The sequence below is a fragment of the Azonexus hydrophilus genome (genome assembly GCF_038368255.1).
GTDB classification, from domain to species: Bacteria; Pseudomonadota; Gammaproteobacteria; order Burkholderiales; family Rhodocyclaceae; genus Azonexus; species Azonexus hydrophilus.
The window spans coordinates 743163-766271 of the sequence record NZ_CP151406.1; the positions used below are offsets into that span (position 1 = coordinate 743163).

Sequence of the window (23109 nt, forward strand, 5' to 3'; positions counted from 1 at the left end):
TGTTTTTGAGGTGATCAGCACGGGCCTTAAGTGGTTGGCAGATCGGCTTGGTAAGAGCCTTGCGCTAAGGGCCTGATGCCAAGCTAGGTGATTTGCGCCAGTATTTTCAGTGCCCACGAGGGGGCAAGGGTCGTGGTTTTTAGCGGTTTTTTGCATAGGGGGTGTGACACGGAGGCTGCTTGTGTGATGCCAGTGGTCATCAATATGTCACACCTCTGCTTTGCGGATTTCTTGTAAGTTGTTGTTTTGCCTGATTAGTGACATTTCGCGTCCTATCGGATTGATATATCTTGCTGCACACATACGGCAAGATTTTCACTCCGAAGGCAGGTCGAATCGCGCCGGGCGGGCCAGTTGCATTAGAGTAAAGCCCTGATAGATCGGGGCTTTTTCTTTTTCTCTTCTCCTCGCTTTGGCCTACCCCCTTAGAGAGAGGCAGCTAATCCCTTTGGCGGATTGTTGCCGGAAGGCAGGGCTCCTACACTGCGTTTCAGGTTGTTCCAGACACAACCTGACCCCCTGATGATCGCTGACCCGATTGTCTTCAGGCCCCGCACAAACACCTCCCTGTGCGGGGTCTTTTTCTTTTCTGGCTGGCTTCAGCGGGTCAGTTGTGCGTAGCAGAGCGGCAGGCGCGCCGGTAGTTCGACCGGGTTGCGGATGATGCTGTAGCCGCTGACGCCGAACAGGTGAGGCAGGTAACTGTTGCCGGTGCGGTCGATGGTCAGGCAGAACGGCACGATGCCCTGGTGTCGGGCTTCCTGGATGGCGGCACGGGTGTCCTCGATGCCGTAACGGCTGTCGTATTGATCGAGATCGTTGGGTTTGCCGTCGGAGAGGATGATCAGCACCTTGCGGCCGGCGGTTTCGTCGCCGAGCAACTGGCTGCTGCGTCGTATCGCCGCGCCCATGCGGGTGTAGAACCCGGGCTTGATCGCCTGGATGCGGCCGCGCGCGATGTCGCCGAAGCGTTCGCCGAAATCCTTCAGCCGATGAAAGCGTACCTGGCGCTTCACCGACGAAAAGCCGCACATCGCGAAACGGTCGCCGGTGCCGCGCAGGGCCTCGCCGAACAGCAGCAGGGCGTCGCGGATCACGTCGATGACGCGGGCCTCGCTCGAGACAAAGGCGTCGGTCGACAGGGAGAGGTCGGCCAGGACCAGGCAGGCCAGATCGCGCTGCCGACGTTCGAGCGACTGAAACAGTTGCTCACCACCGTGGTAACCGCAGGCTCGGTCGGTGGTCGCGCGCAAAATGGCGTCGAGGTCGAGTTCGCAGCCGTCGGGCTGCCCCTTGAGCCAGCGGCGCTGCGGTTGCAGGGCGGCGAATTGCTGGTGCAGCCGCTTGGCGGTCCGCCGCAATTCGACGGGGAGCTTGCCGGCCGGCGCCTCGCGGGCCACGAGTTCCTGCAGGCGGACATGGTCGGCCACCAGCGTGCCCTTGCGGTAATCCCATTCGGGCAGGGGAATGCCTTCGCCCAGCGGCAGGTCGTCGGCGGCAGCCGAGGGCAGGTCGAGATCGAAACGGACACGGGTGGCAATCCGTTCGCCGGCATCCGGTGTGGCCAGTGCCAGCTGTTCGAGGTTGCGGGCGGCGTCGGCGGCGTGCGGGTCGGGATCGTCGTCGACGCTGCGGTTGATGCGCAGGAACTCGGCAACCGAAAGCAGGCTTTCGGCGCGGAAGAACATCAGCAGGCCGTTCTTTTCCGCCGGCGGCGTGATCCGCTCACCGCGATGGGCATCGTCGCCGGCATCCTGGCTGTTGCCGCCGTCACCGGGTGTCGTTGCGCGTGATCCGGGCGGGGCAGTTGGTGATTTTTCCAGCAGGTCGGCGTGCAGCCAGAGCAGTACCGGTTGGGCCGGTGGCTTGCCAGTTGGCACCGGCGGCAGGGAATCGATGCTGCCCGGTTGCTGCAAGGCCTGCCGGATCGCTGCCTCGCGCGCCGCTTCGGCAGGCGGCAGGCTGGCAAGCGGAGGGCGGCAGGGCAGGTAGGCCTCGACCAGCCGGTGGTAGCGGGTGTGCAGGCCGGGCCAGCGCTGAAGTGCGTGGCAGGTCGCCTGTTGCTGGCGCCGCACAAAGTGCGCATGGTCGCTCGGCACCTGTTCGGGCAGCGCATCGTGACTGGCGGCCAGCGCGGCCAGCCAGTAATAGAGGTCGCGGTTGAGTGCAGGCTCGGCAAAGGCGTCGATGGTCGGCGGCAGGCGCAGGGTGGCGTCATCGCGCCGGGCCAGCGCGCCGCGCTCGTCACTGCCGGCCAGGCGGGCCAGCCAGTGCCGACGGTGGCCCAGGACATCGTTGGTGGCTGCCGCCACGCGCAGGCCGGGGTCGCCGCCGAGCGCGCGGAAGTAGATGGCCAGCGGCCGAGCCAGCGCTTTCAGTTCGACGGCGGCTTGCGGATGGTGCCCGCCGGCGGCGCGAGTGATCCAGCGATGCCAGACCTTGCCGACCCATTCTTCCATCCTAGTCTCCCGTCCTGTCCTGCTTGCCGGGCCGGAAGCCGGCTTCGTTCTGCCGTGCCGCGGCATCCTTGACCCAGAGCAGCAATGGGCCGCCGGGATTGTCGCGCTGACTGGTCGCGCAGGCGCTGAGGCACTGCGCGCACTGGGTGCAGGTGAACATGTGACGTTTGATGTTGCGTGGGTTGAGCCGCATCGGGCAGGCCATGTCGCAGGCCGACTGGCGTTCCGGCAGGCAGCGGTTGCAGTCGTTGCCGCGTGAGCGCTGGAAACCGACCACCATGGCGTCGCGATTGCCCATCCAGACCAGCGACTGGAACAGGCCGACGGCACAGGCATAGCGGCAGAACAGGTGACGGGCGAACAGGAATTCGAGGCTGAGGAGGGTGGTGAAGGCGCCAATGAACAAGGCCTGATTGCGTGTCGGCGTACCCTGCCACAGGTTGCCATACACTTCGGCCGGCGGCAGCAGGTAGGTGAGGAAGATGACTGCCCAGGCGAAGGCGAAAACGACGGTGGCAGGTACCACCAGCAGCCACCAGCCCGGGCTGTACTGGCGCGGGCTGCCGTCGGCCTGCCAGGGCGGCAGGGCCTCCCGTTCCCAGAGGCTGGGCTTGCCGCTGGCGCGCATCATGAGGCCGTTGATTGCCTCAACCACCGAAAAGTGCGGACACAGCCAACCGCAATAAAGCCGTCCCCAGCGCCGGGCGATCAGCAGGAAAACCGCAGCGCCAGCGAACAGCGGCAGGAAAAGGCGGAGCAGAACGTTGGCAGCGGCTTCGCTGGCACCGATGCGGCCAGCCAGAAATTCGTCGAGGCCGAGTCGCCATTCGAAACCGAGCAGCCAGGCATGGCCTGCGTCGAGGTCGTAGCGAAACAGGTTGAACACCGGCGCCAGAAGAAAAAGCGCGAAGAAGCCAAGCTGGAACGCCAGCCGCTGGCGTTGCCGCGCATCGTTCATGGCGGAGGTGGTCCGATCAACGGAAAACGCCAGGCGTGGCCGTTCATCGCCCGGATCAGCCCCATTACGCCGAGGTAGATCAGCCCGGCGTGGCAGAGAATGAAGTAGAGGATGCCGAGCAGCCAGGTCCACGGATTTGAGAAGCCGCCAAGCAGCAGGATGGCCATGCTGACGCTGATCAGCATGGCGCCCCCCCACAAGCTGGCAACCACATTCTGCAGCAAGTGGTTGCGCACCAGCAGATCGGCATGATCACGATGTTTCCACCATAGCCCGACGAGGATGACAAAGGCGATTCCGGGCAGCAGCATGAGATTGATCAGGAAGAGGGCGCCGGCGGCAATCGCCAGCGCCGGTCCGGGCATGACGTGCTTGAGTGGGTCGGGGCGTGTGATGGTCAAGGGGTTTCCTCGAAGGGGGGGCTGACTGTCGATGAAAACGGTGTCGGCCTGAGGTTTGGGGAGTTACGGCAAGCACAGGCTGGAACGTAGCTTGGTGACATCCGGAACGACGATGCGCCGGCCTTCTATCTCGATCAGGCCATCATTGGCGAGTTCGTGGAGAACGCGCGAAAAATGCTCCTGAGTCAGATTCAGGCGCGAGGCGATGGTGCTCTTGTGGGTTGGTAGGCAGATCTCGACCCTGCCGTCGGGTGGGCTGCATTCGTCGTCGGTCATTTCGCCGAGCAGGTAGCCGACGATGCGTTCGCGGCCGGAGCACAGCGAGTAGATCTCGAGGTCCTTGATCAGGTGGTGGAGGCGCATCGACAGCCCGGCGATCAGGCGCAGGCAGAAATCCGGGTCCTTGCGGATTTCCTGGAAGATCACGTCCTTGGCGATGAACAGCAGTTGGCAGTCGGTCAGCGCCTGAGCCATCAGCACGTAGGGCTTCTGCATGAACATCACCGCCTCGCCGAAGCTCTGGCCGGGGCGGATGATCTCGACCACCTTCTGGTTGCCGGCGGCGGAGACGAAGGCGAGCTTGATCTGGCCGTCGAGGACGAGATGGAAGCCGTGGCAGGGGTCGCCCTTGTGGAAGAGGATGTTGCCGCGGTCGTAGTGCTCGACCCGGCAGCCCTGGGCGAGCCGTTGCAGGTCGTCGGCGGGCAGGTCGGAGAACAGCGGCGTCCGGGTCAGCACCTCGGTGGCGCTGAGCGGCATCGCAGCCGGGCTGGCGTGGGTCGTCGTCCGCATGGCGTCAGCGGCCGAAAGTCGCGCTGATGACTTCCATCAGCGCTTCGGCGACTTCGGGATCGTCGGTCAGGCTGTCGACGATGGCGGCGCGGCAGGCGACCACCGGGTCCATGCCGTCGCGCACCAGCAGCGCGGCGTAGATCAGCAGGCGGGTACTGACCGCTTCCTCGAGGTCCTGGTCCTTGAGCTGGCGCAGGCCGTGGGCGATGCCGACCAGGCGCCGGGCGAGGTCGGCGGGGCATTGCGTTTCGCGCAGCAGGATGGCGGTTTCGCGCTCGCCCTCGGGAAAGTCGAAGCGCAGGCTGACGAAGCGCTGGCGGGTCGACGGCTTCATCCCCTTGAGCAGGTTCTGGTAGCCGGGGTTGTAGGAAACCACCAGCATGAAGTTGGGCGGCGCCTCCAGCAGTTCGCCGGTGCGGTCGATCGGCAGGATGCGCCGGTCGTCGGCGAGCGGGTGGAGGACGACGGTGGTGTCCTTGCGCGCCTCGACGACCTCGTCAAGGTAGCAGATGCCGCCTTCGCGGACGGCGCGGGTGAGCGGGCCGTCGGACCAGCGGGTGTCGCCGTCGACGATCAGGTGGCGGCCGACCAGATCGGCGGCGGTGAGATCGTCGTGGCAGGCGACGGTGTACAGCGGCAGGCCGAGGCGGGCGGCCATGTGAGCGACGAAGCGGGTCTTGCCGCAGCCGGTCGGGCCCTTGATCAGCAGCGGCAGGCGGTTGCGCCAGGCCGATTCGAAGATCGCTTCCTCCTGGCCACAAGGCGAGTAATAGGGCAGGTCGAGGCGGGTTTCGGGGGCGTTCATCAGGCAATGCCTTTCCAGTAAGCCAGGCCGATCAGCGCGCAGACGAAGAGCAGCCAGCCGAGCAGCAGATTGCGCCAGAGCGGCGGGGCATGGCGCAGGGCCATGAAATCGAGGGCGACGGCGGCGCCCTTGAGCAGCGCGATGCCGAGGACGGCAACGGTGAGCGGCAGGCTGCCGCCGCCTTCGCCGAGTTGCCAGGTGAGCAGCGTGGCGACGATCAGCGCCAGCCATAGCCGCAGGGTGCCGGCCGGGCTGCCGTGGCTGCCGGCCGGGATGGTTTCAGTGGATGACATAGACGAGCGGAAAGAGGATCAGCCAGACCAGGTCGACCATGTGCCAGTAGGCGGCGCCGCTTTCCAGGCCGTTCATGTCCTGCGGCCCGTAACGGCCGGCGCGCATGCCGGCCCAGAGCACGACGAGGATGACCAGGCCGAGGATCACGTGCATGAAATGGAAGAAGGTCAGCGACAGGTAGAACATGTGGAAGGTGCTGCTCGACAGACTGATGCCCTGGTCGAAGGCGGCCGCGTATTCGACGCCCTTGACGCCGAGGAAGCCGATGCCGCAGACGATCGCGGCGAGCAGCCAGACCGCGTCGGCGCGGGCGCGGCCGGCCAGCGCGCCCTGCACGGCACGCACGACGAAGGCGCTGGCGGTCAGCAGCAGCAAGGTGTTGACGGCGCCGGCGTCGCGGTTCAGGCCTTGCTGGGCGAGATTGAACTCGGCGACGTGGCTGGCGCGGGTGAACGCGTAGGCGCCGAAGAAGGCGGCGAAGGCGACCAGTTCGGCGCCGATGAAGCACCAGATCGCCAGGTCACCGGCCAGTCGGCGAGATGGCGTGGCGGACAAGGTCAGGGTGTGATGGCTCATGCCGGCGAGTCTAGGTAGCGATGATGTGCTCAGCTTTGATCCGCGCTAATTTTTGAATAAATGTCCGCTTGGCGTAACCGATGCGGGAGGCATGCCAGGGAAAAAAACGGGCGGCTTGCGCCGCCCGAAATCCCAATGAGGAAGGGTGCTGCTTACCGGGCTGTTGCCTTGTCGTCGCCATTGACGAAGAAGGAGACGATATAGACGATGAGGCCGATGAGGAACATGACGCCTGCCCATTCGCGCATCCAGTAGAACAGGGCGACCTGGTCCTGGGTGGCCATGAACGACATTGGTACCTCGGCGACACGCTGCAGCCACACCTGGAGGATGCCGGCGGCGGTCAGGAAGAGGGTGATGAAGACCATGGCGATGGTCATCAGCCAGAAGGACCACATTTCCAGGACCTGCGCCTTGTTGGAATTGGCGGCCCGGCCGCGGATGATCGGCATGGCGTAGGAAATGAGTGTCAGGACGACCATCACGTAGGCGCCGTAGAAAGCCATGTGACCATGGGCGGCGGTGATCTGCGAACCGTGGGTGTAGTAATTGACTGGCGCCAGGGTATGCAGGAAGCCCCAGACGCCAGCGCCGAGGAAGGCCATCACGCCGGTACCGAGCGCCCAGAGGACGGCAGCCTTGTTCGGATGCTCGCGACGGCGGCGGTTCACCATGTTGAAGGCGAACACGGTCATGGCGAAGAAGGGAATCGGTTCCAGCGCGGAGAAGATCGAACCCCACCACTGCCAGTACTCGGGCGCGCCGATCCAGTAGTAGTGGTGGCCGGTACCGATGATGCCGGTGACCAGGGTCAGGGTGATGATCACGTACAGCCACTTCTCGATCACTTCACGGTCGACACCGGTGACCTTGATCAGCACGAAAGCCAGCAGCGCACCGAGGATCAATTCCCAGACGCCTTCGACCCACAGGTGCACGACCCACCACCAGTAGTACTTGTCCTTGACCAGATTGTGCGGGTTGTAGAACGAGAACAGGAAGAAGATCGCCAGGCCCCACAAACCGATCAGCAGTACGGTCGAGATCGCGGTCTTGCGGCCCTTCAGGACGGTCATGGTGATGTTGAAGAGGAAGGCCAGGGCGACGACGACGATGCCGAGCTTGGTTGGTAAAGGTTGTTCGAGGAATTCCCGCCCCATGGTCGCCAGCAGGTCGTTACCGGTCAATTCGGCGAGTGTGGCGTAGGGCACGAACAGGTAGCCGAGGACGGTGGCGGCACCGGCCAGCAGGAAGATCCAGAACAGCGCGATGGCCAGTTTTGGACTGTAGAGCTCGGTTTCGGATTCCTCCGGGACCATGTAGTAGGCCGCGCCCATGAAGCCGAACAGCAGCCAGACAATGAGCAGATTGGTATGGACCATGCGGGCCACGTTGAAGGGGATTTCGGGGAAGAGGAAATCCCCGACGACATACTGCATGCCCATGATCAGGCCGAACAGGATCTGACCGGTGAAGAGGGCGATGGCCGCTATGAAGTAAGGCTTGGCGACCGCCTGTGATTGATATTGCATCGCAGTGAACTCCTGAATGTGTTTATGAGCCGGTCAGCCTTCGATGTTGGGCGGCCAGTTGGCGGTATTGATCTCGGAGGTGTATTTGAGGAAGGCGACGATGTTGTCGAGTTCCTCGTCGGTCAGATGGAACTGCGGCATCTGGCGACGGCCGGGTGCGCCGGTGGGCTGGGCCTGCATCCAGCCCTTGATGAAGTCTGGGCCGCGACGCGGATAGACGTTACCGAGCTCCGGGGCGAAGTAGGCGCCTTCGCCGAGGAGGGTATGGCAGCCGATGCAGTTACGGGTTTCCCAGATCTTTTTGCCGGCGATGACCTGCGGCGTCAGGTTCTGCGAATTGTCACGCTTGGGAAATTCCCTGTGTGAATCAAAGGTCAGGGCAAGAAATAGCAGAAAGAAGAACACCGTCCCCCCGTAGAAGATGTTCCGTGCCATGGATTTTGTGAATATGCCGCTCATTTTCGCGCTCCTTGTTGACGGTGCGGGAAGTTTCAATTTGCGGCGGTTTTCAATCCATGATCTGCCTTAAGAACTGAAAAACAATGTCATTCGCGAGAGTCACTGGCGCCACGCACAGCCTTCAAGCTTGCCCGTGGCCGTGGTGATTTCGGCCTGCCAGGCAAACAGCCGCTCGTCGTCGCCAGCAGTGTCACGGCAACGCTGGCGCGTAATCCGGACAGCGACAGGGGAGGCGCCGGCAATTCGGATTTCTGATTGCTTTGGTGTGCTCAAGGTTTCCTCGTAGCTACCTGTCAAGTCCGGCTGACCGTTACGTTGCAGGGTTGCCATCCCCTCAAACAGTGTCAGCGACCAGGCTGCGCCGGCACCGGCGCGCCATTCGCCGGTGCTGCGCCGTGGCGCGTAACAGCGGGCATCGCGACGGGCCATGTTGAGGTCATTGATGCGCAACATGCCTGACTCGGCGGCACCGAATACTTCGATATACAGCGGTTTGCCGTTGCCCAGGCCAAACTGGCGCAGGGCGGCGCTCACTTCGCCACCGGCCGAAGCATCGTCGACGTTGGTATAGCTGCGATCACGGCAGGGTGAGAAGATCAGACGCTCCTCGTGCTGCAGTAGCAGGCCGCGGGCAATCTTGTCTGGCGCAACTGCGGTGGCCGGCTGGTCGGCGTGGGCGAGGCCGAATACGGTGAGCAGGGCGGCGGCAATCAGGGTCTTGGGCATGCTGGTTTCCATGGGGTTGCGTTCAGGGCTGACGGAACAAGTCGCGCAGTTCGTCGGTGATCAATTGCGTCGAGGTACCGTACCCGTATTTCTTGATGAAGCGGCTGTCCGGACCGAGCAGATAGAGGCCGGCCGAATGGTCGACTGCATAGAGGTTGGGGTCACCGGCATCGCGGGCGACCTTGGCGTAGCGCACCTTGAAGTTACGTGCGGCAGCCTGCACCAGTGCTGGTGATCCGGTCAGGCCGACGATGCGTGGGTCGAAGAAACCGGTATAGGTGGCCAGTGACGCTGGCGTGTCGCGTTCGGGGTCAACCGAAATGAAGATGCCCTGCAGCTGACGGGCGTCTTCGCCAAGCAGTTTCAGGATTTCCGCCATTTCGAGCAGGGTTGTCGGACAGATGTCCGGGCAGAAGGTGTAGCCGAAGGCGATCAGCTGGAAGCGGCCACGAAAATCCTCGTTCGATACCGCCGAGCCCTGCGGTCCGACCAACAGGTAACGTGGCCGGATATCGCGGACTTCGCCAATCAGCAGGTCATGCGCCGACGTGGCGCTGGCCAGCGCCGGCAGAGTGCCCAGCAGCAGGCAGAAGGCGCGCCGGTTCATGATGTCTTGCCGGCGGCAAGGCGCAGTTTCTCGCGGGCAAGGTCGATGTCGCCAGCCAGGCTTTTGCCGTCCGGGCAGACTTTGCCGCTGCTGCCGAAATCGAGAAAACTGGCGTGAGTCGCCTGTTCGAAGACTTCACCGATATTTCTTTCCTTGGGCACGGTATCGACCATGATTTCGCGCATGCGCGCCGTCAGGGCATTCTGTTTGCAGGCCAGGGCAATGCCGTTGAGTGTGCCGAGTTCGCCGATCGCCTGGCGCAAGGCGGTTTCGTCGGCGTGGGTGACGCTGGCAAAGGTGAGTAGCAGGGCGAGCAGGGGGAGGGATTTAGTCATGCTTGGACTCCTTCTTGGCGATGGGTTGGGGCGGACGCGGCTTCAAACTTGCCAGCCGGCGGCCGTCATCGAGATCGACGACGTGGATGGCAGTAAGCTCGCCGACCAGATAACGCTTCTTCAACGTCAGGTCGACCGGCGCCGCGTGCGTGGCCTTCCAGAATGTCGTGCTTTCGCGCGTTACCGGTGGCGTCAGGCAGGCTTCGGCATGCAGTCCCAGCTTGACAGACTCGGTGCCGGGCGGCAGCGGTACGACCAGCGCCGCGTCGTCGTCGTCGCTGGCGACGAAAGCAGCGTAGTTGGCAAAGGCAAGAAAATAGTCGTAACGCCAACGCTCGGTCATGGTCTGAGGTTCGCCGATCTTGTCTTCGGCCTGGTAGCGTTGCCCATCTTCACTTTCGGAAGCCAGTGGCAGGTACTTGTAGCGGTAGTAATCCAGGTCGCGGGAGGTGCTGTCAGGCCAGCTCCAGCCCTCGGCAATTTCCTTGCCGCGCAGTGGGTAGCGCAATACCTCGGGCGTCGTAAGCGCCGTCTCGCCGTGTGAGAGATCGATGTCCACCTCGATGCAATCGGTGGCGGCAGCTTGTTCGAGGAACAGCCGGTAGAGTGCCGGGCCGGCTTCGGCGATGGCCAGCAGTGGGCAATTCAGCATCAGGGCGAGGCAGGCGGCAGCGGGTTTCATGGTCGGCTCTGCAGCTGTTTTCGGATGGCTGAGGTGATCGCGGTCGAACTCGTGCCGTGGGCGATCTTGTCGGCGATGCGGCCATCGCGAGCGATCAGGTGGAGGTCGGCCGAATGATCGACTGCGTAATTCTCGCCCCCGCCTTCCGGTCGGTTGTAAATCACACCGTAGCGTCGGGCGATATCGGCCAGCGTTGCCGGGTAGCCAGTGGCGCCGGTGATCGCCGGACTGAAAAAGGCGGTGTATTCAGCCAGGTGCTCTGGCGTGTCGCGTTCCGGGTCAACCGAGATGAACAGGAAGGCGGCAGCGTCTCGCTCGCTCGGTTCCAGTTGGGCGATCACGTCGGCCAGCGTCATCAGTGTTGTTGGGCAAATGTCGGGACAGGCGGTGTAACCGAAGCTCAGTATCACGACCTTGCCGCGCAGGTCAGAGAGGGCCAGCCTGCCGGCAGCTGTGTCGAGCACGAAGTCGCCGCCGGGAGGTAGTCCGGGGCGCGGTATGTCACGCTCCGGTACTTGTGGATGCCAGAGTACTGCCAACGCAGCGATCGTTAGCGCAAGCAGAACGGCAATGACGGCAAGGGTTTTTTCCAGCATGTTTCGACGGGTCGTGCTGTGGATGCAGGCGATTGTTGGCAGGCAGCCCGGATTATTTGCTAGGCGCGGGCGGAAAAATTTAATCGCCATCAAATTTCCGGTTTTCCGTTGCGCAATGAGGGGCAACAGGGGGCATTGTGCATGTCCGGGCCGGGGTGATTAAGCCCATGGGAACTGATTGCAGACGCCCGAATACTCCGGTCGCGGCTAGGAAAAGTCCTAGATAAATCAGGAATATGGGCGATGGATTTTGTCTTCGCCAGCGTCCATTCTCAAAAAAACCGGGGAATTTAGGATCGATCAATTTTTTCCCTGGGACGGCGTCATAGAGTGCGACAAATTGCCGCACCCTGAGTTGGGGCATGGGTAGGAGTTGAGGCGATTGGGGTTTGACCTGGAAAAATATTTTGGGAGAACGAAGATGAGAGGATTAGGGATCAAGTCGGGCGTGCTGCTGCTGGCGGCGGGTCTGGGTCTTGGGGCGATGGGTTCGGCTGTTTCGGCGGAATCGCTGCAGGACGTTCTGAAGCGTCGGGGGCTGAGCCAGCAGGATTTGCTGGCGGCGGCGAAGACGTATGTACCGACGGGGAAGCGGGATGAGTTTCTGGCGTTCAGTTCGGGCGGGCAGTCGGGTCAGGTGATTGTGTACGGGATTCCGTCGATGCGGATTCTGAAGTACATCGGCGTATTCACGCCGGAACCGTGGCAAGGCTACGGCTTTGACGAGAACTCGAAGGCGGTCTTGAAGCAAGGCTGGATCGACGGCAAGGAAATCACGTGGGGCGACACGCACCACCCGGCGATCTCGGAGACCAACGGCCAGTACGACGGGCAGTTCTTGTTCATCAACGACAAGGCCAATCCGCGGTTGGCGGTGATTGATCTGCGCGATTTCGAGACCAAGCAGATCGTGGTCAATCCGATCTTCAAGTCGGAGCACGGTGGTGCCTTTGTGACGCCGAACACGGAGTACGTGATCGAGGCGGCGCAGTATGCCGCGCCGCTGGAGAACAAGAAGTTCTATCCGCTGGAGGAGTTCAACGAGAAGTACCGCGGTGGTGTGACGTACTGGAAGTTTGACCGCAAGGAAGGGCGTCTGAACCCGAAGGAGTCCTTCACGGTTGAGTTGCCGCCGTACTCGCAGGATTTGTCGGATGCGGGCAAGGGCCCATCGGACGGTTGGTCGTTCACCAACTCGTTCTGTACGGAGCGCTACGTTGGTGGCATCGAGAAGGGTCGTCCGCCGTACGAAGCCGGGTGTTCGGCGAAGGACACCGACTACCTGCATGTGATCAACTGGAAGAAGGCCGCGGAGCTGGTCAAGCAGGGCAAGGCGAAGAAGATCAACGGTCACGATGTGCTCATGATGGAGACGGCGATACAGGAAGGGATTCTGTTCCTGATTCCGGAGCCGAAGTCGCCGCACGGGGCGGACGTGACGCCGGACGGCAAGTTCATTGTGGTGTCGGGCAAGCTGGACACGCACGTATCGGTGTACAGCTTCGAGAAGATCCAGGCGGCGATCAAGGCCGGCAAATTTGAATCGAAGGACCCGTACGGGATTCCGGTGATCGGGATGAAGGACGCGCTGCACACGCAGGTGCAGTTGGGTCTGGGCCCCTTGCACACGCAGTTTGATTCGAAGAAGTGCATTGCCTACACATCGCTGTATGTGGATAGTCAGGTGGCGAAGTGGGACTTCTGTCAGGGCAAGGTGCTGGACAAGATTTCGGTGCACTACAACATTGGTCACCTGATGACGATGGAAGGTGACACGGTGGCACCGAAGGGGCGTTACCTGGTGGCCTTGAACAAGCTGTCGATCGACCGTTTCAACCCGGTGGGGCCGCTGCATCCGCAGAACCACCAGCTGATCGACATTGCCAACGACAAGATGCAGCTGCTGTACGACATGCCGTTGCCGCTGGGCGAGCCGCACTACGTGGTGGCGATCGAAGCCTCGAAGCTGAAGCCGGGGGTTCGCTACAAGGTGGGTACTGACAGCCGGACCGACAAGCCGCATCCGGGTGCGGTGCGTGCCGGTGAAGAACGGATCGAGAAGAAGGGCAACAAGATCACGGTCTATGGCACCTTGATCCGTTCGCACATCACGCCGGAAACGATCGAAGCTGAAGTGGGCGACGAAGTGACGATCCACCTGACCAATCTGGAGCGTGCGCAGGACGAGACCCACGGCTTCACGGTGTCTACGTACAACGTGCATGCGTCGGTTGAGCCGGGCAAGACGGTGACGGTGAAGTTCAAGGCCGACAAGGAAGGGGTGTATCCGTACTACTGCACGGAATTCTGCTCGGCGCTGCACCTTGAGATGCAGGGTTACCTGCTGGTGAAGCCGAAGGGGTGGAAGCCGACGAAGACGACGATGGCCAAGGGCAACTACACGGAAACCGATTACAAGGCGACGTTGAAGAAGGTTGCGGACACGCAGGCGGTGATTGATTCGGTGGTGGGGTATATCACCAGCACGAACTTCAAGGACTTCCCGGACGTGGTGGCGATGGTTGAGGACGCGACGGACCAGCTGAACAAGATCAAGGACGCGAAGCAGAAGCATGAAGCGGCGGCGGCCCAGAAGGACTGGGAGCAGGCCAATCTGTGGGCGGAGCAGGTCTGGCAGTACCAGGTCAAGGCGGCTGACATCGGCCTGCGAGCCAAGACCTACCTCGAGCAGAACGGCGCCAGAAAGGTCAAGTAAACGACCTGGACGGCACGCTGAGGGGCAGGAGAAATCTTGCCCCTCTTTTGCCTTCTGTCGTTTCCGTCCGGCTGACGATGAAACTGTTTCAGCACGATCTCCTTCCCTTTACCGGCTGGACCGGTACCTTGCTCGCACTTGTTGTGTGGTCGGTCCTGGTCATGCTGTCGCTGCTGACGCAACGCGAACAACTTAACCGGACTGCCGCCGAACTGGCGCGTATCGATGCCGTGGCCAACCTGAAGAAGGACATGGCGATCCGCAAATGGGCTTCCACCGTTGAAGGGATTTTCATCCGCGAAAAGCATGTGCCGCCGGTTAACTCGCTCGAACAGGAGGAGCGGGTAACGGCCGTACGTTATACCGGCGAACAGTTCACGCTGGTAACGGTGACGCCCATGCACCTGTTGCTGGCGATCCAGGAAATGACTAACAAGGAGTTCGGTGCCCGCGAACGCCTGACATCGAAACAATTACGCAACCCGGAAAATGCGCCTGACGAATGGGAGCAGCAAGCGCTTGAACAACTTGGTCGGGGAGCCGCAATCGTCACTCAGTCGCTGCCGAAAAAGGGGGGGCACGGGCTGATGCGGGCAATGATCCCGATGCAGATGGAAAAGGAATGCCTCGAGTGCCACCGCGATACGCTGGTTCCGGTCGGTGGCTTGCGCGGCGGAGCAACCGTTTCGATCGACCTGAATACCTACCGTACCGCTCAGGAACCGACCTGGCGGACGATCCAGTACTGGCACGCAGCAATCTGGTTGCTCGGGCTGGCGACGATCATCCTTCTGCATCGAATCTTTGTCCGCCGTGCCGCCGAACTGCAGCGCCAGGACCAGATTTACCGCGAGAACGAGGCCGCCTTTGCGGCGATGGCGGAAGGTGCAGCGATCACCGATGCCGAAGGTAGCATCATCTGGGTCAATGAGGCGTTTTGCCGGATATCTGGATATGCGCGTGACGAAGTCATTGGCCGTAATCCGCGTTTACTCAAATCGGGTATGCATGAGCAGGATTTCTATAACCGGATGTGGCAGCAGTTGCGTAGCGCCGGCCACTGGCGCGGCGAGATCTGGAATCGGCGCAAGAGCGGTGAGATTTTTCCGGAAGATCTGTCAATTCAGGCCTTGCGCGGGTCGGATGGACGTATCCGGCGCTACATCTCGATTTTTTCCGACATCACTCAGCGTAAGCGGAACGAGGATGAACTGGCCGCTTACCGTGAGCAGCTGGAAGATCTGGTCCGCCGCCGTACCGGCGAACTGACCGAGGCGCGCGATGCCGCCGAGGCAGCCAACCGCAGTAAGTCGATCTTCTTGGCCAACATGAGCCACGAGTTGCGTACGCCGCTCAACGCGGTGATTGGTTTCTCCCGTTTGATGGCTGCCGATCCGGGACTGTCGCCTGCGCGGCAGGATAACCTTCGGATCATCAGCCATTCCGGCGAGCATTTGCTGACGCTGATCAACGACGTGCTTGAATTGTCGAAGATCGAGTCGGGCAAGATGGAAATGCGTCCCGAGGAAGTCGATCTGCCCGAACTTCTTGGCCAGGTCGTCGAGATGATGAGCCTGCGTGCCGACGAGGGCGGGCTGGTCCTGCGCCTGGAAACTTCCGCCTTGCCAGGCATGGTTCTGATCGATCCCGGAATGCTGCGCCAGGTGTTGCTCAATCTGCTGTCTAATGCGGTCAAGTTTACGCCGGCTGGCGAAGTCGTCATTCGCGTCGTTGCCCGGCCGCTCGATGATGAACGTGTCTCCCTTGAGTTCGCCGTCCGTGACAGCGGCATCGGCATCAGTGTGGACGATCAGGCGCGAATTTTTTCGTCCTTCGAACAGGTCGGTTCGGCGCATCAGGGGGGGACCGGCCTTGGCCTGACGATCAGCCGGCGCTACGTGCAATTGCTCGGTGGTGAGCTGGCTGTGTCTTCGGCACCTGGGGAAGGCGCTGAATTTACGTTTGCCATACCTGTGTCAGTATTGATTGCTCCGGCGGGCGCCGGCAAACCGCGCCCGGCCAGGCTGGCGCCACTACTCGCGCCGCGCCGGGTACTGCTCGTCGATGATAGCAGCGACAGCCGGCGGCTACTGGCGGCCCTGCTTGAACCACTTGGCTTCATCGTTGCCGAGGCAGGCAAGCTGGCGCAAGCCCGTAGCATGTTGAGTGCACAGTCGGCGGATGTGGTCGTTCTTGACTGGTATCTGCCGGACGGTGAAGGATTGGCACTGCTGCACGAAATCAAGGCGAGCAGTGGGCCGGCGGTGATCATGCTGACGGCCCATGCGCTGGCCGAAACGCGCAACGCAGCACTGGCTGCCGGCGCCGACGGTTTCCTGAGCAAGCCGCTGGCTGAAGGCGAGCTCTATGGGCTGCTGGCCCGTATCCTGGGTCTGCCCATGCTTGAAGTACCGCGTCGCCCCGGTGGGTTCGAAGAAATCGGCCTGTTGCCTGACGACGCCGCATTGCTGACGGCGAGTGAACGGCAGGCGCTGGAAGCTGCGGCGATTGCACTGAGCCCGGCCGAAATCGATCACGCGATTCATGCCATTGCCGCCCGTCTGCCCGAGCTTGCGGCCCGCCTCGCAGGCATTGCTCGGCGGCGAGACTACGAGTTGCTTTGGGACTGGCTGGGCATTACTGGAAACGAAGCATGAACGATTTACCCGAAACTCCCACCGGGATGAATGACAGCGCATTCCACCCCGCTGAAATCCTGATCGTTGATGACACGCCTGCCTCGTTGCAGCTACTCAACGATCTCCTGGTCGGCGCCAGCTATGTCGTCCGCGTTGCCAGCGAGGCCCGGATGGCGCTGCGTTCAGCCAAAGCTCGGCCGCCCGAACTGATCCTGCTCGACGTCCGCATGCCCGGCATGGACGGCTACGAACTATGTCAGCGCCTCAAGGCTGATCCGGCGACTGCCAGCGTGCCGGTGATCTTTCTCTCAGCCCTGCGCGAGACTGGCGACAAGGTACGAGGTTTCGCGCTGGGTGCTGTCGATTACATCGGCAAGCCCTTCCAGCCAGAGGAAGTGCTCGCCCGGGTGCGCACCCATGTCCAACTCTACCGTCTGCAGACCAGACTTGAGGAGCAGGTCGAACAACGTACCGCGCAGCTTCGCGCCTCGGCCCGCCTGCTGCGCGAAAAGCGCCAGCGTCTGCAGGAGCTGACGGCCTTCCTGCAAAGCGTACGTGAGGACGAGCGCACCAGCATCGCCCGCGAACTGCATGACGAACTTGGCCAGGCGCTGACAGCCTTGCGCATTGACGTCGGCTGGCTGCGCAAGCATTGCGCGCCGCTTGGTCAAGGTGTCGTCGAGCGTGCCGACGGGGCCTATGCGCTGGTCGATAACACGGTGCACGCACTGCGGCGGATTTCTGAAGGCTTGCGTCCGGGCATGCTTGACGTGCTCGGTCTGTGCGCCGCGCTTGAACACCTCGCCGGGCAGTTCGCTGAACGCTCCGGTATCAGCTGTCATTTCAGCGCCGATCGTGACGAATATGCATTGCCCGAGAGCGGTGCGATCACCGCCTTCCGCGTCGTTCAGGAAACCTTGACCAACGTGACCCGGCATGCTGAAGCCCGGCGGGTTGACATCGATTTGAGCACCGTCGGTGGGCACCTGTGCATCAGTGTCCATGACGACGGTTGTGGCTTCGATACCGAGTCGCCGCGCCAGGGCTTCGGCCTGCTAGGTATGCGCGAACGCGTCCTGATGCTCGGCGGCGAAATCAACATCGACGGCACTGCCGGGACGACGGTAGTCGTCAGGTTGCCGATGAGTACGGGAGAAAACGCATGATCCGAATTCTGATTGCTGATGATCACGACATCCTGCGCGTCGGTCTACGTCACATCCTGGCCGAATCACCGGATATCGTTGTCGGTGGTGAGGCGAGCAATGGCATCGACGCCGTCACCATGCTGCGCAAGGAGCACTGGGATACGCTGGTGCTCGACCTGACGATGCCCGGGCGCAACGGTATCGAACTGATCAAGCAGATCCGCAGCGAGTTTCCCCGGCTGCCGATCCTGATCCTGAGCATGCACAAGGAAGACATCTTCGCTGTGCGCGCCTTGAAGGCCGGGGCTGCAGGTTACCTGTGCAAGGACAACGCCGAAGCCTTTCTCGCCGAGGCGATCCGCAAGGTGCATGGTGGCGGCTTGTTCATCAACCAGAACGTTGCTGAGCGCTTGACCATGGATATTCTCCAGGGACGTCACGCCGAGCTGCCGCACAACCGCCTGACTGACCGCGAGCACCAGATTTTTCTGCTCATCGTCCAGGGCATGGGGGTTTCCGAGATCGGGCGTCATCTGAATCTCAGCGTCAAGACGGTCAGTACGCACAAAGCCAGTATCCAGACCAAGATGGATCTGGCCAATACCGCAGAATTGGTCCGCTACGCAGTCGAAAATCGACTGGTCGAAGGCGAAGCCTAAGAATGTTCCTATAGGGCGTAAGTCGTTCTCCCGTGTGCTTTATCGGCATTCGTCACCTTATGGCTAAGGGATGGTCCGCGCAGAATTGCGACAAATTGCCGCACCCTGAGTTGGGGCATGGGTAGGAGTTGAGGCGATTGGGGTTTGACCTGGAAAAATATTTTGGGAGAACGAAGATGAGAGGATTAGGGATCAAGTCGGGCGTGCTGCTGCTGGCGGCGGGTCTGGGTCTTGGGGCGATGGGTTCGGCTGTTTCGGCGGAATCGCTGCAGGACGTTCTGAAGCGTCGGGGGCTGAGCCAGCAGGATTTGCTGGCGGCGGCGAAGACGTATGTACCGACGGGGAAGCGGGATGAGTTTCTGGCGTTCAGTTCGGGCGGGCAGTCGGGTCAGGTGATTGTGTACGGGATTCCGTCGATGCGGATTCTGAAGTACATCGGCGTATTCACGCCGGAACCGTGGCAAGGCTACGGCTTTGACGAGAACTCGAAGGCGGTCTTGAAGCAAGGCTGGATCGACGGCAAGGAAATCACGTGGGGCGACACGCACCACCCGGCGATCTCGGAGACCAACGGCCAGTACGACGGGCAGTTCTTGTTCATCAACGACAAGGCCAATCCGCGGTTGGCGGTGATTGATCTGCGCGATTTCGAGACCAAGCAGATCGTGGTCAATCCGATCTTCAAGTCGGAGCACGGTGGTGCCTTTGTGACGCCGAACACGGAGTACGTGATCGAGGCGGCGCAGTATGCCGCGCCGCTGGAGAACAAGAAGTTCTATCCGCTGGAGGAGTTCAACGAGAAGTACCGCGGTGGTGTGACGTACTGGAAGTTTGACCGCAAGGAAGGGCGTCTGAACCCGAAGGAGTCCTTCACGGTTGAGTTGCCGCCGTACTCGCAGGATTTGTCGGATGCGGGCAAGGGCCCATCGGACGGTTGGTCGTTCACCAACTCGTTCTGTACGGAGCGCTACGTTGGTGGCATCGAGAAGGGTCGTCCGCCGTACGAAGCCGGGTGTTCGGCGAAGGACACCGACTACCTGCATGTGATCAACTGGAAGAAGGCCGCGGAGCTGGTCAAGCAGGGCAAGGCGAAGAAGATCAACGGTCACGATGTGCTCATGATGGAGACGGCGATACAGGAAGGGATTCTGTTCCTGATTCCGGAGCCGAAGTCGCCGCACGGGGCGGACGTGACGCCGGACGGCAAGTTCATTGTGGTGTCGGGCAAGCTGGACACGCACGTATCGGTGTACAGCTTCGAGAAGATCCAGGCGGCGATCAAGGCCGGCAAATTTGAATCGAAGGACCCGTACGGGATTCCGGTGATCGGGATGAAGGACGCGCTGCACACGCAGGTGCAGTTGGGTCTGGGCCCCTTGCACACGCAGTTTGATTCGAAGAAGTGCATTGCCTACACATCGCTGTATGTGGATAGTCAGGTGGCGAAGTGGGACTTCTGTCAGGGCAAGGTGCTGGACAAGATTTCGGTGCACTACAACATTGGTCACCTGATGACGATGGAAGGTGACACGGTGGCACCGAAGGGGCGTTACCTGGTGGCCTTGAACAAGCTGTCGATCGACCGTTTCAACCCGGTGGGGCCGCTGCATCCGCAGAACCACCAGCTGATCGACATTGCCAACGACAAGATGCAGCTGCTGTACGACATGCCGTTGCCGCTGGGCGAGCCGCACTACGTGGTGGCGATCGAAGCCTCGAAGCTGAAGCCGGGGGTTCGCTACAAGGTGGGTACTGACAGCCGGACCGACAAGCCGCATCCGGGTGCGGTGCGTGCCGGTGAAGAACGGATCGAGAAGAAGGGCAACAAGATCACGGTCTATGGCACCTTGATCCGTTCGCACATCACGCCGGAAACGATCGAAGCTGAAGTGGGCGACGAAGTGACGATCCACCTGACCAATCTGGAGCGTGCGCAGGACGAGACCCACGGCTTCACGGTGTCTACGTACAACGTGCATGCGTCGGTTGAGCCGGGCAAGACGGTGACGGTGAAGTTCAAGGCCGACAAGGAAGGGGTGTATCCGTACTACTGCACGGAATTCTGCTCGGCGCTGCACCTTGAGATGCAGGGTTACCTGCTGGTGAAGCCGAAGGGGTGGAAGCCGACGAAGACGACGATGGCCAAGGGCAACTACACGGAAACCGATTACAAGGCGACGTTGAAGAAGGTTGCGGACACGCAGGCGGTGATTGATTCGGTGGTGGGGTATATCACCAGCACGAACTTCAAGGACTTCCCGGACGTGGTGGCGATGGTTGAGGACGCGACGGACCAGCTGAACAAGATCAAGGACGCGAAGCAGAAGCATGAAGCGGCGGCGGCCCAGAAGGACTGGGAGCAGGCCAATCTGTGGGCGGAGCAGGTCTGGCAGTACCAGGTCAAGGCGGCTGACATCGGCCTGCGAGCCAAGACCTACCTCGAGCAGAACGGCGCCAGAAAGGTCAAGTAAGCCGGCGTTTTGATCTGTCTTAAAGCGAATCTCAGGGGGCAGGTAGGAAACTGCCCCCATCAAGACCAAAAGGAAATTTCATGAAAAAGACCATTGCCCTGATCGTCGGCGCACTTCTTGCCAGCAGCGCCTTTGCTGCCGGGGAAGGCGCCAAGCTGTATGCCGAGAAAACCTGTGTCGCCTGCCATGGCAAGGACGGCAACAAGACGCTGACGCCGCAGTATCCGAAGATCGCCGGCCAGAATGCCGCTTACGCCGAACAACAGATGAAGGACATCAAGAGCGGTGCCCGTGCCAACGGCCAGTCCGCTGCGATGAAGGGCGTCATGCACCTGGTCAGCGATGCCGAGATCAAGGTCCTGGCCGAGTACCTGGCTTCGCTGAAATAAGCCACGAAATCCTTGAGAGGAGAGGGAAATCATGTTCAAGAAAACAATCACCTTGGCACTGGCCAGCGTGCTGTTGCCGTGTAGCGTTGCATTTGCCGGACCGCCCGCACCGAAGGCGGCGGGCATCGAGTCCAAGGATTACCAGTGGGCGAAGATGGAAGGCGAAATGAAGGCAGCCCTAGCGGTCAAGGGGGTCGCCAAGAAGGGTGAGGAGGGTTATGAGATCTGCGGCGCCTGCCATTTGCCTTCCGGTGCTGGCCGCCCTGACGGGACTTTCCCGCAATTGGCCGGTCAGCACACTACCGTGCTGATCAAGCAGATGGCTGACATCCGCATGGGCCTGCGCGACAACCCGACGATGTACCCGTTTGCCAAGGAGTTGGTTGATCCCGAGGAATTGGCGCATGTTTCCGCATACATCGAAAGCCTGTGTATCCCGACCGATCACGGCAAGTATGAAGGTGCCGATGCCGCCGCCCAGATTGCCAAGGGCAAGGCACTGTACGAGAAGCAATGCGTCGAGTGCCATGGCAAGAACGGCGAAGGCGACAAGGCCAAGTTCTATCCGGTGATTGCCGGCCAGCATTACAAGTACCTGCTGCGTCAGATGACCGAGATCCGCGATGGCCATCGCCGCAATGCCAACCCGGACATGGTCAAGGTCATCAAGCCCTATACCAACGATCAACTGGTGGCAATCTCTGCCTACCAGGCCAGCCTGCAGATGCCGGGCGCGATGTGCAAGCCGAAGGGCAAGAAGTAAGTCGTAAATTCACGCAGACAAGAAGCTGAGTAAATCAGCCTGTTGCGCAAGCCGTTCGCCCTTCCGGCGGACGGCCTCGACCCGGTTGGCGGGGTCAGTAGCGAAAAAAGGGTAGTCTCATGGAGAAACAGAATCGTATCGTCGCCGGCCTCAGCCTCGTATCGCTGATTTGCCTGATCGTTGCCTATTTTGCCCCGATCTGGTGGGTCTCGCTGACGGCGCCGAATTATCCCGAAGATGCCTTCCCTGACGGTATCCGCATCCATTTCCATTTCGACGGTGTGTACAACGGTTGCAAGGCGGCCGGCAAAGGCACAAGGATGGCCAACGAGGTGATCCAGAAAGATCTGTCGCACGAAGACGAACGCTGGAACCCGATCCTTGATCCGCAGAAAAAGAACTTCGACATGAAAGCCGAAGGTCTCGACTGTGTGCACGAAATGAACACCATCAACCATTATGTCGGGATGTTCCCGATTGCTTCCGGCGCGCCGGTCGAGAAGCCCCTGGCCAAATTCTTCTTCGGTTTCTTCGGGGTCATGCTGCTGGCCTTTGCCGTGCCCCGGAAAAAACCCCGTCTGCTCGTGCTGGGCGCAGGTTTTGCCGGTGTCGCCGCGTGGATGCTGGTCGACCAGTTCGTCATGGGCAGGCTAGACGCGCACGTCGCCTATTACATGACCGAAACCGCAACCTTCTTCAATGAGCCGGACAAGATCAAGGCCTGGGGCGACACTGTATCGTCGGTTTCGAAGCTGGTCATCTTCGGCCTGATCGCGGTGATGGCGGTGGTCATTGCCGGTGTCGCCAAACTGCGCAGTTTCCAGTTGCTGATGGCGCTGGTGCCGGCTTTGCTGCCAGTGTTCTTCGTCATTACCTACTCGGCCTGGCTGTGGTTCTTCGGCCACAACATGCATCCGTGGGGGGCCTTCACCGTAAAGCCGTTCATGCCGACAGTTTTCGGCGAGGGCAAGGTCGCACAATTCTCCACCTACTCCTATCCGTACTGGGGCTATGGCCTGCTGCTGGTGATCTTCGTCTGCATGATGCTGGCGCTGCTGATCCGTCGCAAGCAACTGCGTGAAAACCCGGAACAGGAGTAAGA

General features: G+C 61.2%; 22 protein-coding genes. 8 read left to right on the forward strand and 14 right to left on the reverse strand.

Annotated elements, in window-relative coordinates; translation table 11 throughout:
- Positions 1–599: 599 nt before the first annotated feature.
- From AADV58_RS03600 to AADV58_RS03665, 14 genes are all read right to left on the reverse strand, one after another.
- Positions 600–2459, reverse strand: coding sequence for a nitric oxide reductase activation protein NorD (locus AADV58_RS03600; RefSeq protein ID WP_028994781.1), 1860 nt, complete (start codon positions 2457–2459; stop codon positions 600–602).
- A 1-nt stretch (position 2460) separates the two neighbouring features.
- Entirely contained in the window at positions 2461–3417 is a 957-nt protein-coding gene (locus AADV58_RS03605) for a 4Fe-4S binding protein (protein WP_081700156.1), read from the reverse strand.
- The gene (locus tag AADV58_RS03610; protein ID WP_028994782.1) at positions 3414–3818 is read right to left on the reverse strand and encodes a cytochrome c oxidase subunit III; all 405 of its coding nucleotides are present in this window, start codon (positions 3816–3818) and stop codon (positions 3414–3416) included. The genes AADV58_RS03605 and AADV58_RS03610 overlap by 4 nt, the downstream gene beginning before the upstream one ends.
- A 63-nt stretch (positions 3819–3881) precedes the next feature.
- Positions 3882–4610, reverse strand: a complete 729-nt coding sequence (locus tag AADV58_RS03615; RefSeq protein ID WP_081700157.1) for a Crp/Fnr family transcriptional regulator — start codon at positions 4608–4610, stop codon at positions 3882–3884.
- Positions 4611–4614: 4 nt separating this feature from the next.
- Positions 4615–5415 (reverse strand): CbbQ/NirQ/NorQ/GpvN family protein, encoded by an 801-nt coding sequence (locus tag AADV58_RS03620; RefSeq protein ID WP_028994783.1) that lies wholly within the window; start codon positions 5413–5415, stop codon positions 4615–4617.
- Positions 5415–5708, reverse strand: coding sequence for a cytochrome C oxidase subunit IV family protein (locus tag AADV58_RS03625; RefSeq protein ID WP_081700158.1), 294 nt, complete (start codon positions 5706–5708; stop codon positions 5415–5417). The genes AADV58_RS03620 and AADV58_RS03625 overlap by 1 nt, the downstream gene beginning before the upstream one ends.
- Positions 5695–6285 (reverse strand): cytochrome c oxidase subunit 3, encoded by a 591-nt coding sequence (locus tag AADV58_RS03630; protein WP_341744119.1) that lies wholly within the window; start codon positions 6283–6285, stop codon positions 5695–5697. Before AADV58_RS03630 ends, AADV58_RS03625 begins: the two co-directional genes overlap by 14 nt.
- A 152-nt stretch (positions 6286–6437) precedes the next feature.
- Entirely contained in the window at positions 6438–7817 is a 1380-nt protein-coding gene (locus AADV58_RS03635) for a cbb3-type cytochrome c oxidase subunit I (RefSeq protein WP_028994786.1), read from the reverse strand.
- A 33-nt stretch (positions 7818–7850) separates the two neighbouring features.
- Complete coding sequence (locus AADV58_RS03640; protein WP_028994787.1) at positions 7851–8276, reverse strand: c-type cytochrome; 426 nt, start codon at positions 8274–8276, stop codon at positions 7851–7853.
- Between the two features lie 99 nt (positions 8277–8375).
- Positions 8376–9002, reverse strand: a complete 627-nt coding sequence (locus AADV58_RS03645; RefSeq protein ID WP_157272464.1) for a hypothetical protein — start codon at positions 9000–9002, stop codon at positions 8376–8378.
- A 22-nt stretch (positions 9003–9024) separates the two neighbouring features.
- Positions 9025–9609, reverse strand: coding sequence for an SCO family protein (locus AADV58_RS03650; protein WP_088177960.1), 585 nt, complete (start codon positions 9607–9609; stop codon positions 9025–9027).
- Entirely contained in the window at positions 9606–9944 is a 339-nt protein-coding gene (locus tag AADV58_RS03655) for a hypothetical protein (RefSeq protein WP_028994790.1), read from the reverse strand. Before AADV58_RS03655 ends, AADV58_RS03650 begins: the two co-directional genes overlap by 4 nt.
- Entirely contained in the window at positions 9937–10626 is a 690-nt protein-coding gene (locus AADV58_RS03660) for a hypothetical protein (protein WP_028994791.1), read from the reverse strand. Before AADV58_RS03660 ends, AADV58_RS03655 begins: the two co-directional genes overlap by 8 nt.
- Positions 10623–11312 carry an SCO family protein gene (locus AADV58_RS03665; protein ID WP_245580526.1) on the reverse strand — a complete coding sequence of 230 codons (690 nt, stop codon included), beginning with the start codon at positions 11310–11312 and terminating at the stop codon, positions 10623–10625. Before AADV58_RS03665 ends, AADV58_RS03660 begins: the two co-directional genes overlap by 4 nt.
- 331 nt (positions 11313–11643) lie before the next feature.
- On the opposite strand from AADV58_RS03665, the gene nosZ (AADV58_RS03670) reads away from it, so the two are divergent.
- The 8 genes from nosZ (AADV58_RS03670) to AADV58_RS03705 all read left to right on the forward strand — a co-directional run bounded on the left by nosZ (AADV58_RS03670) (position 11644) and on the right by AADV58_RS03705 (position 23107).
- Positions 11644–13938 (forward strand): Sec-dependent nitrous-oxide reductase, encoded by a 2295-nt coding sequence (gene nosZ, locus AADV58_RS03670; protein ID WP_028994793.1) that lies wholly within the window; start codon positions 11644–11646, stop codon positions 13936–13938.
- A gap of 77 nt (positions 13939–14015) precedes the next feature.
- Entirely contained in the window at positions 14016–16595 is a 2580-nt protein-coding gene (locus AADV58_RS03675; protein WP_051295189.1) for an ATP-binding protein, read from the forward strand.
- On the forward strand, positions 16592–17743 hold the full coding sequence (locus AADV58_RS03680; protein WP_245580478.1) for an ATP-binding response regulator: 1152 nt from the start codon (positions 16592–16594) through the stop codon (positions 17741–17743). The genes AADV58_RS03675 and AADV58_RS03680 overlap by 4 nt, the downstream gene beginning before the upstream one ends.
- Complete coding sequence (locus AADV58_RS03685; RefSeq protein ID WP_028993582.1) at positions 17740–18384, forward strand: response regulator; 645 nt, start codon at positions 17740–17742, stop codon at positions 18382–18384. Before AADV58_RS03680 ends, AADV58_RS03685 begins: the two co-directional genes overlap by 4 nt.
- A 176-nt stretch (positions 18385–18560) precedes the next feature.
- Positions 18561–20855 carry a Sec-dependent nitrous-oxide reductase gene (nosZ, locus tag AADV58_RS03690; RefSeq protein WP_028994793.1) on the forward strand — a complete coding sequence of 765 codons (2295 nt, stop codon included), beginning with the start codon at positions 18561–18563 and terminating at the stop codon, positions 20853–20855.
- Positions 20856–20935: 80 nt separating this feature from the next.
- Complete coding sequence (locus AADV58_RS03695) at positions 20936–21244, forward strand: c-type cytochrome (RefSeq protein WP_028994794.1); 309 nt, start codon at positions 20936–20938, stop codon at positions 21242–21244.
- A 31-nt stretch (positions 21245–21275) separates the two neighbouring features.
- Complete coding sequence (locus tag AADV58_RS03700; protein ID WP_043421158.1) at positions 21276–22007, forward strand: c-type cytochrome; 732 nt, start codon at positions 21276–21278, stop codon at positions 22005–22007.
- A gap of 119 nt (positions 22008–22126) precedes the next feature.
- The gene (locus AADV58_RS03705; protein ID WP_028994796.1) at positions 22127–23107 is read left to right on the forward strand and encodes a hypothetical protein; all 981 of its coding nucleotides are present in this window, start codon (positions 22127–22129) and stop codon (positions 23105–23107) included.
- Positions 23108–23109 lie beyond the last annotated feature (2 nt).